This is a genomic window from Ferroplasma acidiphilum (assembly GCF_002078355.1).
GTDB lineage: Archaea > Thermoplasmatota > Thermoplasmata > Thermoplasmatales > Thermoplasmataceae > Ferroplasma > Ferroplasma acidiphilum.
In genome coordinates, this window is sequence record NZ_CP015363.1 from 1,571,117 (window position 1) to 1,589,531 (window position 18,415).

19 protein-coding genes and 1 tRNA gene are annotated in these 18,415 nt (G+C 37.9%); 8 read left to right on the plus strand and 12 right to left on the minus strand.

The window, feature by feature from the left end; translation table 11 throughout:
• Nucleotides 1-27: 27 nt before the first annotated feature.
• The 3 genes from fad_RS07805 to fad_RS07815 are packed head-to-tail and all read left to right on the plus strand — an operon-like array spanning nucleotide 28 to nucleotide 1,668.
• On the plus strand, nucleotides 28-681 hold the full coding sequence (locus tag fad_RS07805) for a hypothetical protein (RefSeq protein WP_155951148.1): 654 nt from the start codon (nucleotides 28-30) through the stop codon (nucleotides 679-681).
• A gap of 22 nt (nucleotides 682-703) precedes the next feature.
• Complete coding sequence (locus tag fad_RS07810; RefSeq protein ID WP_081142970.1) at nucleotides 704-889, plus strand: hypothetical protein; 186 nt, start codon at nucleotides 704-706, stop codon at nucleotides 887-889.
• Nucleotides 890-897: 8 nt separating this feature from the next.
• A complete protein-coding gene (locus fad_RS07815; RefSeq protein WP_081142971.1) occupies nucleotides 898-1,668 on the plus strand; it encodes a glycosyltransferase in 771 nt (256 codons plus the stop codon).
• 121 nt (nucleotides 1,669-1,789) lie between these two features.
• Here fad_RS07815 and fad_RS07820 read toward each other — a convergent pair whose 3' ends face one another.
• Nucleotides 1,790-2,437, minus strand: a complete 648-nt coding sequence (locus tag fad_RS07820; protein ID WP_081142972.1) for a helix-turn-helix domain-containing protein — start codon at nucleotides 2,435-2,437, stop codon at nucleotides 1,790-1,792.
• Nucleotides 2,438-2,642: 205 nt separating this feature from the next.
• On the opposite strand from fad_RS07820, the gene fad_RS07825 reads away from it, so the two are divergent.
• The 4 genes from fad_RS07825 to fad_RS07840 are packed head-to-tail and all read left to right on the plus strand — an operon-like array spanning nucleotide 2,643 to nucleotide 7,149.
• The gene (locus fad_RS07825; protein WP_081142973.1) at nucleotides 2,643-3,680 is read left to right on the plus strand and encodes a hypothetical protein; all 1,038 of its coding nucleotides are present in this window, start codon (nucleotides 2,643-2,645) and stop codon (nucleotides 3,678-3,680) included.
• On the plus strand, nucleotides 3,677-4,795 hold the full coding sequence (locus tag fad_RS07830) for a CaiB/BaiF CoA transferase family protein (RefSeq protein WP_081142974.1): 1,119 nt from the start codon (nucleotides 3,677-3,679) through the stop codon (nucleotides 4,793-4,795). Before fad_RS07825 ends, fad_RS07830 begins: the two co-directional genes overlap by 4 nt.
• Before the next feature lie 60 nt (nucleotides 4,796-4,855).
• Entirely contained in the window at nucleotides 4,856-6,265 is a 1,410-nt protein-coding gene (locus tag fad_RS07835) for an MFS transporter (protein ID WP_081142975.1), read from the plus strand.
• 20 nt (nucleotides 6,266-6,285) lie between these two features.
• Nucleotides 6,286-7,149, plus strand: coding sequence for an IS481-like element ISFac5 family transposase (locus fad_RS07840; RefSeq protein ID WP_009886695.1), 864 nt, complete (start codon nucleotides 6,286-6,288; stop codon nucleotides 7,147-7,149).
• 241 nt (nucleotides 7,150-7,390) lie between these two features.
• Here fad_RS07840 and fad_RS07845 read toward each other — a convergent pair whose 3' ends face one another.
• From fad_RS07845 to fad_RS07885, 9 genes are all read right to left on the minus strand, one after another.
• Nucleotides 7,391-8,635 carry an NRAMP family divalent metal transporter gene (locus fad_RS07845; protein WP_081142976.1) on the minus strand — a complete coding sequence of 415 codons (1,245 nt, stop codon included), beginning with the start codon at nucleotides 8,633-8,635 and terminating at the stop codon, nucleotides 7,391-7,393.
• Between the two features lie 208 nt (nucleotides 8,636-8,843).
• Nucleotides 8,844-8,916: transfer RNA gene (locus fad_RS07850), tRNA-Pro, on the minus strand.
• 98 nt (nucleotides 8,917-9,014) lie between these two features.
• On the minus strand, nucleotides 9,015-9,236 hold the full coding sequence (locus tag fad_RS07855) for a DNA-directed RNA polymerase subunit N (protein WP_009886728.1): 222 nt from the start codon (nucleotides 9,234-9,236) through the stop codon (nucleotides 9,015-9,017).
• 4 nt (nucleotides 9,237-9,240) lie between these two features.
• A complete protein-coding gene (locus fad_RS07860) occupies nucleotides 9,241-9,645 on the minus strand; it encodes a 30S ribosomal protein S9 (protein WP_009886729.1) in 405 nt (134 codons plus the stop codon).
• The gene (locus tag fad_RS07865; protein ID WP_009886730.1) at nucleotides 9,642-10,055 is read right to left on the minus strand and encodes a 50S ribosomal protein L13; all 414 of its coding nucleotides are present in this window, start codon (nucleotides 10,053-10,055) and stop codon (nucleotides 9,642-9,644) included. Before fad_RS07865 ends, fad_RS07860 begins: the two co-directional genes overlap by 4 nt.
• 5 nt (nucleotides 10,056-10,060) lie before the next feature.
• Entirely contained in the window at nucleotides 10,061-10,429 is a 369-nt protein-coding gene (locus fad_RS07870; RefSeq protein ID WP_081142977.1) for a 50S ribosomal protein L18e, read from the minus strand.
• Nucleotides 10,430-10,538: 109 nt separating this feature from the next.
• Nucleotides 10,539-11,882, minus strand: a complete 1,344-nt coding sequence (locus fad_RS07875) for an MFS transporter (RefSeq protein WP_081142978.1) — start codon at nucleotides 11,880-11,882, stop codon at nucleotides 10,539-10,541.
• A gap of 50 nt (nucleotides 11,883-11,932) precedes the next feature.
• A complete protein-coding gene (locus fad_RS07880) occupies nucleotides 11,933-12,643 on the minus strand; it encodes an RNA methyltransferase (RefSeq protein WP_081142979.1) in 711 nt (236 codons plus the stop codon).
• On the minus strand, nucleotides 12,644-13,417 hold the full coding sequence (locus fad_RS07885; protein ID WP_081142980.1) for an FKBP-type peptidyl-prolyl cis-trans isomerase: 774 nt from the start codon (nucleotides 13,415-13,417) through the stop codon (nucleotides 12,644-12,646). It lies immediately after the preceding gene.
• Between the two features lie 145 nt (nucleotides 13,418-13,562).
• On the opposite strand from fad_RS07885, the gene fad_RS07890 reads away from it, so the two are divergent.
• Entirely contained in the window at nucleotides 13,563-15,044 is a 1,482-nt protein-coding gene (locus tag fad_RS07890; RefSeq protein ID WP_009886735.1) for a D-glyceraldehyde dehydrogenase, read from the plus strand.
• Between the two features lie 2 nt (nucleotides 15,045-15,046).
• Here fad_RS07890 and pyk read toward each other — a convergent pair whose 3' ends face one another.
• The gene (pyk, locus tag fad_RS07895; RefSeq protein ID WP_009886736.1) at nucleotides 15,047-16,726 is read right to left on the minus strand and encodes a pyruvate kinase; all 1,680 of its coding nucleotides are present in this window, start codon (nucleotides 16,724-16,726) and stop codon (nucleotides 15,047-15,049) included.
• 55 nt (nucleotides 16,727-16,781) lie between these two features.
• Nucleotides 16,782-18,410, minus strand: coding sequence for an arginine--tRNA ligase (argS, locus tag fad_RS07900; protein WP_009886737.1), 1,629 nt, complete (start codon nucleotides 18,408-18,410; stop codon nucleotides 16,782-16,784).
• Between the last annotated feature and the right edge of the window lie 5 nt (nucleotides 18,411-18,415).

Sequence of the window (18,415 nt, forward strand, 5' to 3'; positions counted from 1 at the left end):
TAAATGGCTATGGTATTCGTAATGATAATGATCGACATCAGCAAATATGATAAATTACTGGAAGACCTTAAGGCAATGTTGTTTTCTGAACGAAAATCCAGAAAATTGAACAGGATAGAGCCTAATTTTTACAAAAATATACATTCATTGTTTGTTGAGTTAACAGAGGAAAAAGATAGGGTTGTGTCCAGCGATATAACCGAGTATATGGAAATAACTAAACTCCTTGATGAGGTAAGGAAAAATTTTAAGGCATTTTTTCAGGTAAGATTCGAGAAAATCGGGAAGTACTCCGTTTATGATGAAATAGAGGAATACCTTTACAATATGAGCCCCGAGGAAAAGAATATAATGAAGGAATTGAACGCCCAGATGAAGGGGTACTACGATGATTTTACCGGCATAACAAGGCAAACAGAGGAAATTCCAGAAATGCCTGAAGAAGAAAAGACTGTGGAAGAACCTCCTGAGAAAACTATTACAGAGCCTGAAATCGAAGAAGCACCTGTTGCAGAAGAAATGGTGCTTGTGAGGATAATTAAAGACCAGCCACCAATAGCGCAACCTGATAGGGATTATTATCTGCACAGGAATGACATTCTGTATATTTCAGGTTCATTTGCAAAAATGCTTAGTTCCCACGGAGTCTGTTCTTATATTGAAAAAGGTAAAAAATTATAAGCAGATATTATATTGCTAATCCATGGAAAAAATATGTGATGTCAAAGGATGCAATGAAAAAAGTTTTCAAACAGTGCCAGCTGACCTGGCCGGAAAGGTTTTCTCATTGAAGGAAGAGAAAACCAAGGTCCATCTATGTAAAGTTCATTACAAGGAGTACAAGAAGAATACTAAAAAAGAAAGGGAAACACAGAGGATGGACTGGTAAGTTTTTAGATGGAAGGCATTTCAGCGATTATAACTGTTCTTAACGAAGAGAAAAATATAAGGGACCTTATGGTTTCCCTGATTTCCCAGGAACAACCATTTGAGGTTATTGTAGTTGACTCCATGAGCACGGATAAAACCCCGAAAATACTGAAGGAGTACGCTGAAAAATATGATTTCGTGAAATATTATAGGAAAAAAACAACCAGGGGCGGCGGAAGGAATTATGGCGCATCGAAATCAAATTATGATTATCTTGCATTCATCGATGGCGATGCAATAGCAGGTGAGGCGTGGATTAAAAATTTAAGGGCTTTAACACAAAATTATAACCTTGTTGCCGGTAAAAGCATCAATACAGGCAATATGAGATATTCTATGGAAAGGTTCAGGCTTTATTATGAGGGATTTGAGGTTACGCGCCCTTCCTCTAATTTAATGTATTCAAAATCGCTTTTTCAAAGCATAGGTGGCTTCGATGAAAATTTTGTAACTGCCGAGGATATTGATATGAATATACGGGCAGTAAAATCCGGTGCGAAATATGCAGTATGTGATACCTGCATTGTGTACACCAAAACTAGGGAAACTTTCAGGGATTTCAAAAAACAGGCATACTGGAACGGATACGGAAGGCGCCAGCTAAAGGAAAAGTATGGCAAAACACTTGAATTGTCCCATAGGCTGAATATGAAAGACCTATTCTCGCCTACATATGTTATCAGGAATTTTTATGGTTTAAGAGGTTACATGCACTGCATGCTGAAAAGCAAAAAATAGGCTTTGTTTTATCCGGATTTTACTGGCTGCGCCATGTTATTGCTGTTGAATTGCCATTGCAGGGATGCAATCCCGATGACCGTAAGTAATTGGCATAGTTCAGCATGAATCAGCCCTTTCATCAATGCCTGGCAATAAAACATGATAGGATCTTTTTTTCTGCATTTCTTATGTGCAATAATGCGGTGGGTTTCGAGATGGAAAACCTGCGTGCTATATCATCAAGGCTTGTGGTCCTTGGCCAATCCAGGTATCCGCTATTGTATGCTTCCTGAATTATCTTTTTTTCTGTCGGTGTAAGGCGCATCATGTTCATTTCCTGGTTTAGATTCCTCGATATATCCATTATGCTATCTCCTGAACTCACAGATGTATAATCAAAATACTTTATTTTATTATTCTTTTCTATAAGTTCTAAATCACGCATCATAGAAGATTTATCAAAGTGCATAATAAAATAACTCTCTCCGCCATTAAACGCAATGAAAGGATACATTGGAATTCCGCCACTTTCGTTTATGGCTTGCATTATATTATGCCCTTTTTTTGTGCCTATGAACATGTTGGCATATTTCCCCTTGATGAATCTTATTGTGCTGAAATCCCGCCTGTATATGTTATTTATGTCACTTCCTATGGAATATGCTATCAGGGAATTTGCACTATCCCTCATATTATAAATATTCGATATTATAATCTTTGATTCGTTGTTTTCGGTTGATTTTGATAGGCTACAGTCCCCAGCTACATGCACGCTCAGGAAATACATAGCAAAATAGCCCAATCGAGTATATAACTTTAATTAACATGCAATATTGCAAATGACGGTTTAAACAGCATAGTACTTATTTCATTGAATTTCTTGGGACGCAGCCATCATTAAAATTTTTTGATTGGCAATCATACCCCACAGCTGGTTTCATGCTATAATATGTTATATTAACAGATTATATAGTGGCATACAATAATACATCATGTTAACTGATGATACTTTGCGGGAGGGAATGCAGACTCCCGGATTTGCCATGTCTTATGATGAAAAGATAGAACTTGCAAAACTTATTTCTTCTGCCGGAATTGAGCGGGCACTTGTTGCCTATCCACCGGCACATAAATCTGAATTTGATGTCACAGCTGCTATTGTGGATGGCAAATATTTCCAGCAGGTATTCGGGCTCGGGCGCACAGTAAAGGAAGACATCGATATGATTAATGCAACCGGGGCTAATATTTCACTTCACCTGCCATTTAAACTTGATAATCTGGATCCGATATATGAAAACATAAAATATGCGTGTACACTGGGAAAACTTGTTGAAGTTGGCTTTGTGGATATAGATATGTTTAGCGTTGACCAGATAACAAAATTTTGCCTCAGGATGGAGGAGTTAAATGTTGATGTGGTCCAGCTGCCGGATACACGTGGTAAAATGAATCCTGCAGCCATAAAAAATGTATTTGAAGCTGCAAGAAAAGCCACAAATATAAAAATAGAAGCCCATTGCCATAATGACTATGGGATGGCAGTAGCCAATACAGTATCAGCAATATCGGCAGGTGCCGATTATATAGATACAACAATATTTGCCACTGGAGAAAGGAATGGCATTGCTGATTCCATAACACTGGCAGATTATCTGATGAAAAATAATTTGGAAAAGTCACTGGATATAAAGGGCATTAGAAAAGCATATAATTATATGTATAATCTTATTTTAAAGAAAATTGGCGTTAATTTCTTTACAGATAATTTGCCCATATATGGAAACAATTCTGGAATACAGACGGCCGGAACCCATGTAGCCTATGGGAATGCCTTTACCGAAAAAAATTATTCTGTGAACGTTTACACCGGGAAGAAAATGATTATGGAGATACTGGATAACAATAATGTAGCATATGATAAGGAAAAAATAGGGAGAATAGTGTCTATGATTAAGGATGAATCTGCTATCCGTGGTGAGGCTTTGCCAGTCAAGGATATTATAAAAATCGCTGATGGTGCCATATGAAGAGGGTTATAGAATTGGGGCAGATAGTAGCAGGGCCCACTGCAGGATTAATTTTTGCTGACATGGGATTCGAGGTTATAAAAGTTGAAAAACCATGCAGCGGTGATATATCAAGGGAATTAAACGGAACCAGCGCTGGAACATTTATGTATTATAACAGGGGCAAAAAAAGCCTTGAACTGGATATTAAAACAGATTTTGGAAAAGAAGTACTGACTAAACTTTTGAGTACTGCAGATATTATTGTGGAAAATATGGCACCCGGCACTATGAAAAAAATTGGATTCTCCTATGAAGATGTTAAAAAAATCAATAGCCGAATCATATATGTATCCATAAAGGGATATATGGAAGGCCCTTACGAAAATAGAAAATCCCTTGATTATCCAATAGAAATAGAATCTGGCCTTGCTTATATGACCGGGACAAAAGATCGGCCGATGAGAATGGGTGCATCAATAGTAGACATGGTAGCTGCTATACTTGGTGTTACAAAGGCTTTCCAGTTAATTTCAGAAAATAAGGGCGGGCTGGTAGAAATAGGCCTTTTTGAAACTGCAATGTTTCTGGCAGGGCAGCATATAGCAACATACGAGATAGAAAAAAAGGATCTGGAACCTATAAATGAAATGAATTTCGCATGGGGTATATATGACTATTTTATGTCATCTGATAATAAGAAACTTTTCATAGCTGTAGCCACGGATGACCAGTGGAAAAAATTCTGTGAAGGTTTTGGGCTGCAAAGCATAATCACGGATGAAAAATTTTCCAGCAACAATGCAAGGTATATGCACAGAGATTTTCTTATACCATTAATTCAGAAGAAGCTATTATCTATGAAGTATGAAGAGATAAAAAATGTACTGGATTTATATAATATAAGTTACGGAACACTTAATAAGCCCTGGGATCTGTTGCATGACCCGCAGGCTCTGAAATATATGGTAAATATGAATTACAACAATAATAGCTATGAAGTCCCAAGGCTCCCGTTTTCGGTGGCGCAGAATAATAACGCACCAACACTTGGAAATTGTACCAAAAAAATACTGTCTGATCTGGGTTATAGTGATACCCGGATAGAAGAGGCAATAAAAACAATGATTAAATAAGCTATATTTGATCTAACATATTATAATACTACTTTATATATACTTCTAATATGCATTTTTATGCAAAATAAACCTTATGAAGGTAGTGTTTCAGACAGGCTTGAACGGATTCCATTCAGTTCAGTGCAGAGAGATTTCCTGCTGATGGTAGCCGGTGGAGAGTGGGCTGAAACTTTGATGTTGCTGGGCAATGGTGCAATTTTAGCACTGGTTGTATCTGTATTGGGAATTACACACAGCCTTGGTGCTACTATTATAACTACTGCATTCTTCCTCGGGGAGTTTGTGGGAAGTGCGTTCTTTGGATGGCTCGCAGATAGGAGGGGAAGAAAATTTGTCTTCCTTTATAATCTTCTGGTATTTTCATTCGGAATGCTTATAGCTGGATTCATGTCAGATCCATTCCTAATCGCCGTATTCATATTTATAGGTGGCATAGGTGTTGGTGGTGAGTTCCCCCTGGTGGACTCATTTACCACTGAAATGATGCCAGCAAAGGTTCGTGGCAACCGTCTGGCGTGGGTTTATACAATAGCTGTAACAGCTGGCTTTGTCATAGCGTTCCTGACATATGAAATGGATATAATAGCGCCGACTTATTACTCATGGAGAATACTATTCTGGTTCATGGCTGTGGTTGGATTCGCAATATGGGCCGTCAGGACAAGGCTTAAGGAATCACCAAGATGGCTTGAGGTACATGGAGAATACAAAAAAGCCAACGAAATTACCACTGAGTGGGAACAGAAAACTATGGAGAGAAAACATCTAAAGGAACTCCCGCCTGTTACAACGAATACCCCCATTGAACAAAACAGAAGCAAATACAAGGATATTTTCGAACCGGATGTCAGGAAAAGGTCAATAATGATGATTATCTTCCAGTTCTTCCAATCCGGCATATTCTATGGATTTACAGCACTATCCCCATTATTCCTTATTGATAAGGGCTTTGACCTGCCAAAAACTCTGGAATTTACATTCCTGATATATGCTGGATTCTTCTTTGGGTCAGTATTCAATCTGTTCATAATAGACAAAGTTGAAAGAAAATGGGGAATAATAGGCACCGCTGTCCTCGCAGGAATATTTGGAACTGCATTTGCAGTGGTGTCAAATGTATATCTGATTGTAATATTCGGATTCATAACAACATTCCTGCTATGGAATTTCTCAAATTTCTACCACGCTTACCAGGCAGAAATATTCCCTACAAGAATCAGGCCAACAGCTGCCGGAACAGTATATGCAGTCAGCAGGGTATCAACTGCAATTTTAACACTGTTTATAGTTGATATATTCCTGCCGCATGGTGTTCTTGCAAGTTTCGGGATAATATGGGTTTTCATAGCCATAGTTGTTGTCGATATATGGGTTCTTGGTCCGAAAAGTTCTAAGGAACAGGTAGAAACAATAGCACAATTATATTGTCCCGTAAATATTTCCTATATATACCCTCTAAAAATATAATAAAAGAATATAAGCCCAGAATGAAGTTAAATGAGAAAAAAATAAAATATATAATAAGGGAGAAAAATAAGAGAAGATCATCTACAGAAATAGCTAAGGAAATGAAAATAACAACAAGGTATGTAAATTACATATACAAAAAATACAGGGATAATGGAGAATATACAATAGGTAAAAGGAAACATAGGGAATTAAACAGCAAGGATATAGAAATAGTTAAAAAAATAAGATATGAATACCCTATGTCAGGACCTGAAAGAATAAGGAAATACCTTAAAAGAAAGGGGATAATAATAGCTAAAAACAATATATACAGAATACTGTTATTATTAAATATGGTTGATAACAGCAATAATAAGAAGAAACAGAGAAAATATATAAAATATGAGAGGAAACATAGCAACTCACTATGGCATATGGACTGGACTAAATACAGTGACAGTGAGAAGTTAATAATAATAGAAGATGATGCTTCAAGGTTCATAGTAGGAATGGGAATATACGGTGAGGAAACAATAGATAATACAATAGAAGCACTGGAAATAGCAATAAACACTTACGGTAAGCCTGAAGAGATATTAACAGACCATGGAACACAGTTCTTTTCAAATGGTAAGAATGGAATACCTGGAGATCACAATAAGTTCCAGGAATACTTAGATAACAGTAATATAAAACACATACTTGGAAGGGTAAAACACCCTGAAACAAATGGAAAACTGGAGAGATTAAACTATACCATAAAACGTTTAAGGCCATATTTCAGTACCTGGGAAGAGGTAGTATACCATTACAACTATGAAAGGATGCATGACTCACTGTCAGATGGTGATAATATAGTTACACCAGCAATGGCATATAAAAATAAAATGGTGGTAAAATGAAAAAATATAAATTCATACAGTATATAAAGGAAATAATAATGGGACAGTACAAACAATAGCACAATAATAAATTTTTTATAATATTAATTGGATCTTTTTACAACATTATCTGGCGATATCTTCAGGTACCTCATTTGTTCGTTCGTTTTTGTGGGCATGCATGGAGAAATCTCTGCTGCACTATACAGAGAGGATAGTACGTTAATTAAAATTCATATGTATTGAATACCGGCAATGCGGTTTATGTTGTAACCGCTATGCATGCAGTAGCTATTATTAATCCAAACATGAGAAGGTATACAACCTCATTTTTCCTTGATAATACAAGGTCCCCCATTATATTTTTGTTTCTGCCAATTATCCACATCATTGCCAGAGGTGCAATCAATGCAAAAACAAAGAATATAAGGAGATACAGGACAATTGCTATCATGCTTGATGGGTTGATAAGCATTATTGCTACTACGGCTGGCAGGCTTTCAAGTATATATATAATCCAGTATGATTTCTTTTTCAGGTTAAGAGATTCAGCTATGCCCCATGCACTCCCGAGGGATATGGTAATAAGTGCAATAAAACCTGCAGCTATTAATCCTATTCCGAGGATAATTGGTGAGAAAGACCCTGCTACCGGAATAAGTACTTTGCCAAGTTGCTGTGGAGTTGCAAAAAAGGATGAATGATTTGCATGTGGGATTCCCGCAAAAGCCATTTCAGCAATAACCATAAGAAGTTCAGTCACTATGGCTCCGGCGAGTGTTTCTTTGCGCATTATTCTGAGAGACCTGCGCCGTGTAATTCTTATATGTCCACCATCCAGATCACCGAGTTTCAACCCGGTAGCTGATGCCTGGAAGAATATCATAAATGGCATTATTACTGCACCAACATTAGCTGCAAGCAGGAAGAAATACCCTGCGGTAGGTTTTATCAATATGGGGTTGGCCAGAGGTGATGACACAGGTATAATGCCTCTCAATGCCAGCGATAGAAGCAATGCGATTATCAAAAGCAGTGAAATTATAATAAGGGGCTTTTCAGCCTCGCTATATTTTTTTCTTGTAACAATTAATATGTGTATAACATATATAACTGGAATAGTATAATAAATTGAAAGGCCCATTATTTCCAGGCCTATTCCTATTCCAAGGTATTCAATGCCATAGGTTACCGTATCGGTTAAAGCCATGGGCAAAGCAACAATGGATGCTATTCTTTTCCCGTAATTCTTCCTGACAATGTCCCCAAGCCCGCCTTTAGTTGCTATCCCGATCCTTCCAGCAAGTTCCTGAATCACATATAGCGGTATTATAAGAATGAGCATAAGCCATATTAAGCCGTATCCAAGAGTTGCACCGGTTTGTGCTGCTCCAATATATGAGGAGGCATCCATATCAGCCATCATGACAAGCCATGCAGGCCCGAATAGGGCGATGGTATCCCTGTTTAATAATCTCCGCCTTTTATGTAAATCGTCTACGTCCATTAGCTACATCCCTGAACCTACAATACAATAGGGTTGTGTTGTATTTTTAGGTTAGCCAAAGTGTATATTTAAATGTTTGTTAGGCACACCTAACTAATTGTATTACAGCATATATAGGGTTTATCAACTTATAGAACGTACAAAATAAACTGGATTTGTTAAAATTTTTGCTGGTATAAAAATGGTAAAATGCTCTAATCTGTATAAATGGGACCGTCCGAATTTGAATCGGAGTCACCAACACCCCAAGCTGGTAGGATACCAAGCTACCCCACGGTCCCTTGTGTTATGAATATCCAGATAGGATATAAAAATTTTCAATAGCAGAAATTATATTATAATTCTGCACATAATATTAATTATAAATTTTTATGGATATTCAGGAATATGAGATAACCTCATCCAGCAGGTCTGCGTTTGAAAGTATCATCCTTCTGCAGCAGTACCTGTCAACGCCAAGGTTGTCAAGTATCTCTGATTTTTCTTTGCCAGTAGGGTCGTGTCCGGTATCCTTGCGTATTTTTTTAGATTCTTCTACAAATCTTACGTAATCGGAACCGATAACCTTGCCACAGCTGAAACATCTCACCGGTATTATCATGATATCACCTGTATGATTTCTGCCTCTTCGCCCTGGCTCCTGAACCCATAGGTTTTTTCGGCATTTTTCTCCTTATGTCGTTTACCAGCATCGTCCTGTCATATGTCCTGATTGTGTTTTCCAGTTCGTGGTCATCTGAGAAGTATTTTACTATTCCCTTTGCCATTGCAGTTCTTGCGGCGTCTGTTTGCCCGGTATTTCCTCCTCCGGTTACCTTTATTTCTATATCTATTTCATTCGCCCTGTCTCCCAGTATCTTCAGGGGCTCCATGACTTTATTTCTCAAAAGTTCTATAGGATAGAGTTCTACCGGTTTGCCGTTTATGAAGACTTTCCCGTTGCCCTTGCGGGTTATGGCCCTTGCAACTGCAGTTTTTCTCTTTCCTATTGTAAGTATTTCATTGCTCATTGGTTCTCACCTAATATCTTTGAAATGTCTCCCAGTGTTATAAATCCTGTTGCGTTTGTATTCATAGCCTTGTCTATTTTAACAAATTCAACATCAGTTAAGGATTTTGGTATGCCGCTGTATACCTTGCACCTTTTAAGTGCTTCAAGCCCCTTTGTTTTCTTTATTGGAAGCATTTCACTTACCGATCTTCTCATAATCTGGTCCGGTGTTCTGGGATAGTATGGACCTTTTCTTACACTTCCTATATTTCTCCTGTGGTTAAATTTATCAAGAATAAACTTCCTGCTTCCTGTTATGGCTATTTTAGAAGCATTAACTATAACGACCTCTTCGCCTGAAAGAAGCTGTTTCGCCACATAGGTTGAAAGCCTTCCGTAAATATGGTTGTCGCCATCAATATATATCATATTTATCACTTTATAATTTTTAAATTGGTACCCTTTGGATTTTCATCGGCAAGATCCTTTAACTCTATGAACTCGCTACCTGATTCGGCAAGTTTAAGCTTTGCCTTATCACTTGCTTTTACCGCTGCAATTCTGACCTTTTTATGGAGTATTCCTGATGAAAGAAGTGTTCCGGGTATAACCACAGTATCTCCCTCAGAAACAACCCTGTCAAGTTTCCCAAGGTTCACGTCTGCGTAATGGTTTCTTGAAGAATTTAATCGAGAGGCAATATCACGCCAGAATATGCTCTGGCTTTCCCTCGATCTTTCAAGCAAATTGTTTATTACATCTATTAAATAGACGCTTGTCTTTCTCTCTACTTTGATCGACATAGGGCTATATTGATAATTAATTAATAAATTTATTGAATGCCTGAGCTACAAAGAAAGACAGGGGCAATGCTTGATTGCCGGCAAACAGGCAGATGCTGCCAGGAAAAGGTCAATTAAGGCTTTTGCCCTTCGTCTCCGGTGCAAGCAGGAAAGTAATGGAAAAACCTATTACTTCAAACACCACAAGGAAAATCAGGACAAATGTAAATGGCAGTGTAAATAGTATAATTGGAAATGCTATGGTGCCGACAATAGCACCTACTCTGGATACTGATGTGGCAAAACCCATTGCAGTTCCACGGATCCTTGTTGGGAATATCTCCACAGGATAATCATAGGTAAGGTTTGTTGGCCCCATATTATGGAAAAGGTGCATTGTTGCGAATGCAAAGAAGGTCAGAAGTATTCCAAGGGCAATAAAATTTGATACTGCAGCAAAGATAATAAGAGAAACAGCGGCACCGCCAAAACCTATTAGCTCCAGGCTCTTCCTCCCGGTTTTTTCAACATAGTACATGCATATAAGAAAACCTATAAAGACTGGCAATTCCTCAAGGAGGGTGGCGAGCACAACCATAACAATGTTGGAATTGCTATAAGCAAAAGCAGATGGGGTATATTCCCAGACGCCATAACTGGAAACATCGTATGAAAACCATGCAACTGAGACGAATATAGTATAATAAAGATATTTTTTGGAGAATAAATCCCTGATTTTTGAATTCCCACTTTCCACAACGGGAAGTTCATCCACTTCCATGCCTGCTGATTTGCCCAGGTAATTGGATGATTTTAATGCCTCACTGTCTTTTCCTTTTCCTGTAAGCCAGAATGGGCTCTCTGGCAGGTTTCTCCGCGATAGTATAACGAAAAATGGTATAATTGCACCTGTAAGGTATAATATTCTCCAGTTTATAGCTGCAGGAATGTAGAGAATAACAGGAATTGCCACAAGCAGAAGGACAACACCACCGATTGTCCAGGAAAATATGTTAAACACAAGGAATTTGCCACGTTTGTTTTTCGGCGAGAATTCTGCCTGAATTGATGAGCTTATTGGATAATCTGCGCCAATTCCCACACCTGCCAGAATTTCGAATATTATAAATTCAAGAATATTGGTAGAAATGCCACTCATAATGAGAAATACCATTGTTATAATCAAGTCGTATTCGTATATTTTTTTCCTGCCATACTTATCGGAGAGGTTCCCGAGAATTATGCTTCCAAAGAACATTCCTATAAACAGGGAAGAACCCATGAATGCAATGTAATAAACGTAAAATGGCGTTCCAGAAACCAGGTGGAAGTAATCACGCATATAAAGTATGGCAATTGAGTAAATTGAAAGCACATAGCCATCCATGAAAATACCCATTGAGGAAAGCAGTGTGATTTTTAGCAGAAACGGGCTTACTGGCAGTTCATCTATTCTTTTATGAACAGAAAGCATCTTAATCCTTTCTTTATCTTATATTTAATGATAAAGTTTGCCAAACCAATTTATTGCAATCTGTTTATGGTCTGGCGCATGATTCCCATTATTTTAAAAAATTCAGAATCAGTTATATTTGCCCGTGCTATTATGCGATTGAGCATATTCATGAGCGTATCAATTTCCTGTTCATTATAGTCTATTTTAGCCAGCAATTCTTCAAGCCTTCCTGCAAGTGTATCAATTTTGTCACGCCCTATGAGGTCATGTGTTATAGTAGCATTGCATGAATAGTTTGCCTTGATCATTTCATATAGTATTATTGCAACAGCATGTGATAAATTGTATACAGGATATTCAGGGTTCCCTATTATTTTCAGGAAAAAATTGCACATTCCCAGTTCTTCATAGTTGAGACCGTTGTCCTCCCTTCCAAATACAAGGGCAACTTTCTGCCCTGTAAGCCCGTTAGTTGACCAGAACTCTTCAGGCCCGGTTGGAACTCTCCTGAACTTTTCGCCGGATTTAGAGATATCTGAAGTCCCTGCTATTATCTCAAAGCCACTCACAGCTTCCTTAAGAGAATTAAAAATTTTTGCATTTTCTAAAATATAACGGCCATGCATAGACCGGTAAATAGCTTCTGTTTCAATAGGGGTTTTAACTATCCTGAGATCGCTTATTCCACTATTTGCCATTGATCTGGCAACTGCCCCTATATTGCCCTGGTATTTTGGTTCAACCAGAACCACAGAAATAATTTTATCAAGGTCTAACATTTATTGTGTTTCTTTGACGTTGTCTTTCTGGTTTTCCTTTGAATCTTCTTTTTTCTCCTCCTTGTTCTCGGCAGGAGCTTCTTCCTTCTTTTCTTCTTTTTTCTCCTCTTTCTTATAAAGTTCTTTTACAACTACGTCTTTCTCAGGCATGTATTTCCTTATATCGTTTACGATTTTATACTTGGAATCTATCCAGTTAACGTCAAATTTTGCTTCTTCCGGAATCTGAATGCTTATAGAATCATTTTCTATTTCGACCACAAAATTATCTGAATCTGAATAGTCCATATCTATTATTGCGTTTACTTTTCCCTTGACATCGTCGATAACCTTGCTAATCTGGTACTTATAGTAAAGGTCTTTTCCAGCAAGCTCATGGTTATAATCAATTAAAACCCTGCCTGGAGTAACAGATATTATTCTGCCGACTTTGTTGTTTATATTTACTTCTTTTCCAATTTCAGGATTAATCTTATTTCTCTGGAATTCTCTCATGGGGACAACCTTAATGTTTTTGGTATCTCTCATGCCATATGCATCCTTTGCCGGGACTGTTACCTCGTACTCTTTGCCGAGCTCTGCCTGCTTAAATGAATCGTTAATTTCCTTGAAAAGGCCATCTGTGCCAATAACAATAACTGCATTTTTGTACTTTTTCTTATCGTCAAATATATTTTCCTGTTTGGCTAAGTCTTCCTTGCTAGTTGAAATCAATTTTTTATCCTGCCCTGCACGCATTTCAAAGCTTAATTCTATGAAATCTCCATCGTTCATCAATAATCACCAATAATTTACTGTATGGAATTATTAATTTCTATTTATATTTATTGAAATACGGGGAACCGGTCCGGGCATGGTTAAATTATATATATTTTCACCCTATTAACAAGGCTTTTATATATTGTATTAATAGTTTATTATGAAAATATATATTGATGGAACATGGAAAGAATCATCAAATGGAAATACGTTAAACAAGTACAACCCGAGCACTGGAGAAGTTCTTGATACATTTCCCGCTGCCACTAAAGATGATATTGATGCAGCTATGGATTCCGCTGAATCCGCATTTCCCTCATGGTCAGATATGGGAACACAGGAAAGGGCAAAAATCCTGTATAAGGCAGTAGAATTAATATCGCAGAAAAGAGGGGAGCTTGAAAACCTGCTAACTTTAGAAGTTGGAAAAATAAAACGTGAGGCTATAGATGAAGTTGATGGTGTTATTGACCAGATTCAATACTACGCTGAATTTGAAAGGAAGCTAACAGGAGATATAGTGGAAGGGTCCAGTTCAAAAAGGAAAATATTCCAGTATAAAGTTCCATATGGCATAGTGGTTGCAATAACGCCATGGAATTTTCCGGCAGCTATGGTTGTGAGAAAGCTTGCACCGGCATTGTTGACAGGAAATACCGTTATACTGAAGCCAAGTTCAGATACACCGCTTACTGCCAACTGGATCGTCAATAAATTTATAGAAGCAGGAATACCCAAGGGAGTTTTGAACTTTGTAACAGGCCGTGGATCTGAAATAGGTGATTATATAGTAAACCATAAAAAGGTCGGCCTGGTAACTATGACAGGTTCAACTTCAACCGGGCAAAAAATCATGCAAAATGCATCCTCAAATATGGCAAAATTAATTCTGGAACTTGGTGGAAAAGCCCCATTTATCGTATGGAAGGACGCTGATATGATAAGGGCATTGAAAAGCCTAATATGGGCAAAGTACCTCAATGTTGGACAATCGTGTATAGCTGCAGAGAGATTGTACATACATGAAGATATATATGACAAATTTATGTCAAAGTTTGTCGCAATCACAAAGAAATTGACAACAGGGGATCCGGATACATCCGATGTTGGGCCACTGATAAATAAAAACGCGCTGGCTGGGATGGTACAGACAGTAAACAATGCAAAGGATTCCGGGTATAAAATACTCACAGGCGGCAATACTCCGGACCTTCAGGGAAAGTATAAAAACGGGTATTTCTTTGCACCAACCATAATAGAAAACGTTCCACAGGATTCCGGATTATTCCAGGATGAGATATTTGGCCCTATTATAGGCACTGAAAAGATTTCCGGGGTAGATGAGATGTATAGAAAAGCAAACGATTCGAAGTTTGGATTGGCATCTTACCTGTTCACTGAAGACCCTGAACTCATGCTGGAGGCATCCGAGAAAATCAGATTCGGGGAACTCTATATAAACATGCCAGGGCCTGAAGCGTCACAGGGCTACCATACAGGATTTAGAATGACAGGTCAGGCAGGAGAAGGCAGCAAATATGGAATAAACGAATATCTGAAGTTAAAAAATGTATATGTTGATTATTCAAAGAAGGCACTTTACATAAATACTATAAACAACAGCCTTTTTGATAATCTATAAATTTATATTTCTGTGATGATGCCTGTATCGGCATCTATGCTTATTGTTGTATTTTTGTTTATCTGTTTAACCAGTTCGGCATTATATACCAGAGTTTTTCCGGCATCCAGGAATTTGTCTATTATCCTGTTGGTAACATCGGATTTTATTATGGCTGCGTTATATTTCGAATAATCGATATTGCTGTCATATCTGTCAAGAAGGATGATGTTTCCGTTTTCAGGAGCATCCGTATCAATTTTTCCTGTTACGTTGTGCCCTGCAGGGTACCCCCTGCCAATGAAGCGCCCTATAGAAATAACCCTGATGTTATTTGTACCTCCAAGGTATAGGGATGGAGAACCTGATACAACGATGGCCTTTTCCCCTGGATTCAGCAATCCAAGCGGGGCTATTTTATTTATTATATCGTATATATTTTCCTCCTTCGCCTGTGCTTCCGGCAGTACAACTGGTATTACGCCCCTCATGAGATTTATAGACCTTGCAAGCCATTCAGTTTGCACGATAGCATAGATATCATTGACAGGCCTGATTGCCGACAATATTTTCGCTGTATGGCCTGTTCTTGTCATTGCAATAATGGAACTTACATCAATGGTATTTGACATAATTTTCACACCCTTGGCAACAGAGAAAGCTATGGGATCCACCATAAAATTCTCCGGTTCAGGGAAAGATGTGGATTGTGATTCTACATATTTGGAAATCTCGTAGAGGTATGTTACAGCCTCTACCGGATATTTTCCGATAGCAGTTTCCTCAGACAGCATAACAGCATCAGTATCATCAAGTATGGCATTTGTTACATCCGATACCTCAGCCCGGGTGGGTGAATCTGAATTTACCATAGATTCAAGCATCTGTGTTGCTACTATGGTTGGCACTGCATATTTATGTGATATGTCTATAATCCTTTTCTGGGCCATTGCAACTTCTTTCAATGGCAGCTCAACACCAAGGTCTCCCCTGGCGACCATGATAAAATCAGAAGCTTTCACAATTGATTCTAAATTATCGTAACCGCTTTTTGTTTCGATTTTGCTTATAATATCGCCCTGCCCTTTTCGGTCATATATGTAGTCCTGAAGCTCATAAACATTTTCACGTGACTGGACAAATGAAAGTGCATAGAAATTTATATTATTTTTCAGGCCTTCCTCCAGGAACATTTTGTCCCTATCTGTAAGGACTCCAAGGTCAATGTATTTGCCCGGAATATTTACCCTTGACCTATCGTGTATTGTTCCGGTATCCATGGCTCTAGTTGTTATTACTCCATTGCTGATGGATTCCACATTGAATCTTACCCTGCCATCATTTATCGCTATCAGTGTATCCTTATCAACATAATCAGAGATTTTGTAGTTAATGGATATATCAGATTTAACTCCCGGGTTATCTGAAATTCCATATGTATTCCCGGCTGTTATGTTTAAAATTCCACCGGGAAATTCCCCTGTTCTGAGCTCAGGCCCCTTGAGGTCCACCATTATTCCAAGTTTCTTATTATATTTCTCATTTATTTTATAAACAAGGCGGCTGACATCTGTAATATAACCTTCTGAAATATGTGCAGTGTTAATCCTTATGGTGGCCAATCCTTTATCAGCCATTTTTGTGATAATAGATTCATCAAAACTTGCCGGGCCTAAGGTGGCCACTATTTTGGTTTTCGTCATAAAAACTGATAATTGATACTATAATAAGCTTATTGGTTAACCATTTAGTGGAAATTTATATTTTTTCCAGAAGCTGTATTCCAAGAAGGTCTGCACTATCCTCCATGATTTTCTTAAATGCCCTGACTATCCTCATTCTTTTATTTTCCTCGCTGTTGCCAATTATAGGGCAATTCAAATAGAACTCATTGAAAGATTTAACAAGGTAAAGGATATAGCCAGCTATTATATCCGCCCTCAGGAAATCAACTGAATTCTGTAAATAGTATGGATAAACATACATCGCCTTTATAAGCGCCTTCTCGAATTCATTGTATTCCTCAGTGGAACTTTCAGTATTGCCAGTTTTGGAAATCAGGCTGCATGCCCTGGCATATGCATACATAATATAAGGAGCAGAATCCCCTTCAAAGTTGAGTGCCTCATCCCACCTGAATGTCAATGGCTTGTTGGCATTTATTTTTATAATGTTGTAACGGATTGATGATGCTGCTATGGCATTGCTTATTTTATCAACTTCCTCCTTGCTGTACTCCGGCCTTTTTTGCTTTATTATAGCTGCAGACTCCTCAACAGTTTTTTCATATAGATCGTTAACAGTAACAATATTTCCTTTTCTTGTTGACATCTTTCCTGTATCGAGGGAAACAAACCCGTAGAACAGATAGTCGATCCGGGATGGGAAATCCAGGTAATTATGGAGGACATAATCAAGATTTTTGGCATGGTCTTTGTGGTCTTCGCCTAAAACATCGATTATCCAGTCGAAATTTTCTGATTTGAACATATGGTAGACAAGGTCTCTGGCAAAATACAGCGATGTCCCATCCTGCCTTGTTAGAAATATTTTTTTATCACCAATTTCGATATATTTAGCCTTTCCCTCTGACTTCAGGTCTTCCGAAAGTGAATCTATTAACTGTGCAACATTGCCATACATAATAAAATTGGACTCCCATACATATGTAGAAATATGTATGCCCAGTTTGGCCAGTGAATCTGTTATTGACTTAAGGACTATGGATGCGGTATTCTGTATTTCCTTGATTAATTCATTATCCCCTGTTTCATATTTTTCATCAAGTTCCTGGACTTCTCTTTTTATATCCGGGTCACTGTCGATATTTGTGTAAATTTTCTGGTATCCGTCCAGCAGATTTTCCACTGTCATTTCCTCATCTTTGTGGTATTTAATATGGCCCAGGTACAGTGAAATAACCTGTTTGCCGGAATCGTTTACAAAGTACTGGGTTAAAGATCTTGTTCCATAACGTTCTATTATTCTGAAAATAGAATCGCCTATTATCGAGTTCCTTATTCTGCCTACATGTATCGGCCCGGTGGGATTGGAGCTTGTATGCTCTATGAGTGCTTTTGATGTATCCTGGAAAGTGTTTGGGTACTTGCCGAAAGTCCCGATAGAATTTTCCACTGTATCCAGCATCTTGCTAGACTTTATATAAAAATTTATGTAATTGCCCTGAAGCTCTACCCTGTCAATAAACTCCATGTCCATGCTTGATTTAATTCTGGAATAAACCTCCTCACGGTTATCTTTAAATTTAAATATTTTAAGTGTAAAATCACCAAAATTTGTACCCAGTTCCATGTCATTGTCCTGTACACTGTATATGGTTTTAATTTTGTCCAGCATAATTTTTTTGTAATCATCAAAAAGAAGCATTATTG

Excerpts from the sequence above, each read along its gene's own strand:
- fad_RS07805 (WP_155951148.1), top strand. The coding sequence starts at position 28 with ATGATCGACATCAGCAAATATGATAAATTACTGGAAGACCTTAAGGCA.
- fad_RS07810 (WP_081142970.1), top strand. The coding sequence starts at position 704 with ATGGAAAAAATATGTGATGTCAAAGGATGCAATGAAAAAAGTTTTCAA.
- fad_RS07815 (WP_081142971.1), top strand. The coding sequence starts at position 898 with ATGGAAGGCATTTCAGCGATTATAACTGTTCTTAACGAAGAGAAAAAT.
- fad_RS07820 (WP_081142972.1), bottom strand. The coding sequence starts at position 2,437 with ATGTATTTCCTGAGCGTGCATGTAGCTGGGGACTGTAGCCTATCAAAA.
- fad_RS07825 (WP_081142973.1), top strand. The coding sequence starts at position 2,643 with ATGTTAACTGATGATACTTTGCGGGAGGGAATGCAGACTCCCGGATTT.
- fad_RS07830 (WP_081142974.1), top strand. The coding sequence starts at position 3,677 with ATGAAGAGGGTTATAGAATTGGGGCAGATAGTAGCAGGGCCCACTGCA.
- fad_RS07835 (WP_081142975.1), top strand. The coding sequence starts at position 4,856 with ATGCAAAATAAACCTTATGAAGGTAGTGTTTCAGACAGGCTTGAACGG.
- fad_RS07840 (WP_009886695.1), top strand. The coding sequence starts at position 6,286 with ATGAAGTTAAATGAGAAAAAAATAAAATATATAATAAGGGAGAAAAAT.
- fad_RS07845 (WP_081142976.1), bottom strand. The coding sequence starts at position 8,635 with ATGGACGTAGACGATTTACATAAAAGGCGGAGATTATTAAACAGGGAT.
- fad_RS07855 (WP_009886728.1), bottom strand. The coding sequence starts at position 9,236 with ATGATAATACCGGTGAGATGTTTCAGCTGTGGCAAGGTTATCGGTTCC.
- fad_RS07860 (WP_009886729.1), bottom strand. The coding sequence starts at position 9,645 with ATGAGCAATGAAATACTTACAATAGGAAAGAGAAAAACTGCAGTTGCA.
- fad_RS07865 (WP_009886730.1), bottom strand. The coding sequence starts at position 10,055 with ATGATATATATTGATGGCGACAACCATATTTACGGAAGGCTTTCAACC.
- fad_RS07870 (WP_081142977.1), bottom strand. The coding sequence starts at position 10,429 with ATGTCGATCAAAGTAGAGAGAAAGACAAGCGTCTATTTAATAGATGTA.
- fad_RS07875 (WP_081142978.1), bottom strand. The coding sequence starts at position 11,882 with ATGCTTTCTGTTCATAAAAGAATAGATGAACTGCCAGTAAGCCCGTTT.
- fad_RS07880 (WP_081142979.1), bottom strand. The coding sequence starts at position 12,643 with ATGTTAGACCTTGATAAAATTATTTCTGTGGTTCTGGTTGAACCAAAA.
- fad_RS07885 (WP_081142980.1), bottom strand. The coding sequence starts at position 13,417 with ATGAACGATGGAGATTTCATAGAATTAAGCTTTGAAATGCGTGCAGGG.
- fad_RS07890 (WP_009886735.1), top strand. The coding sequence starts at position 13,563 with ATGAAAATATATATTGATGGAACATGGAAAGAATCATCAAATGGAAAT.
- pyk (WP_009886736.1), bottom strand. The coding sequence starts at position 16,726 with ATGACGAAAACCAAAATAGTGGCCACCTTAGGCCCGGCAAGTTTTGAT.
- argS (WP_009886737.1), bottom strand. The coding sequence starts at position 18,410 with ATGCTTCTTTTTGATGATTACAAAAAAATTATGCTGGACAAAATTAAA.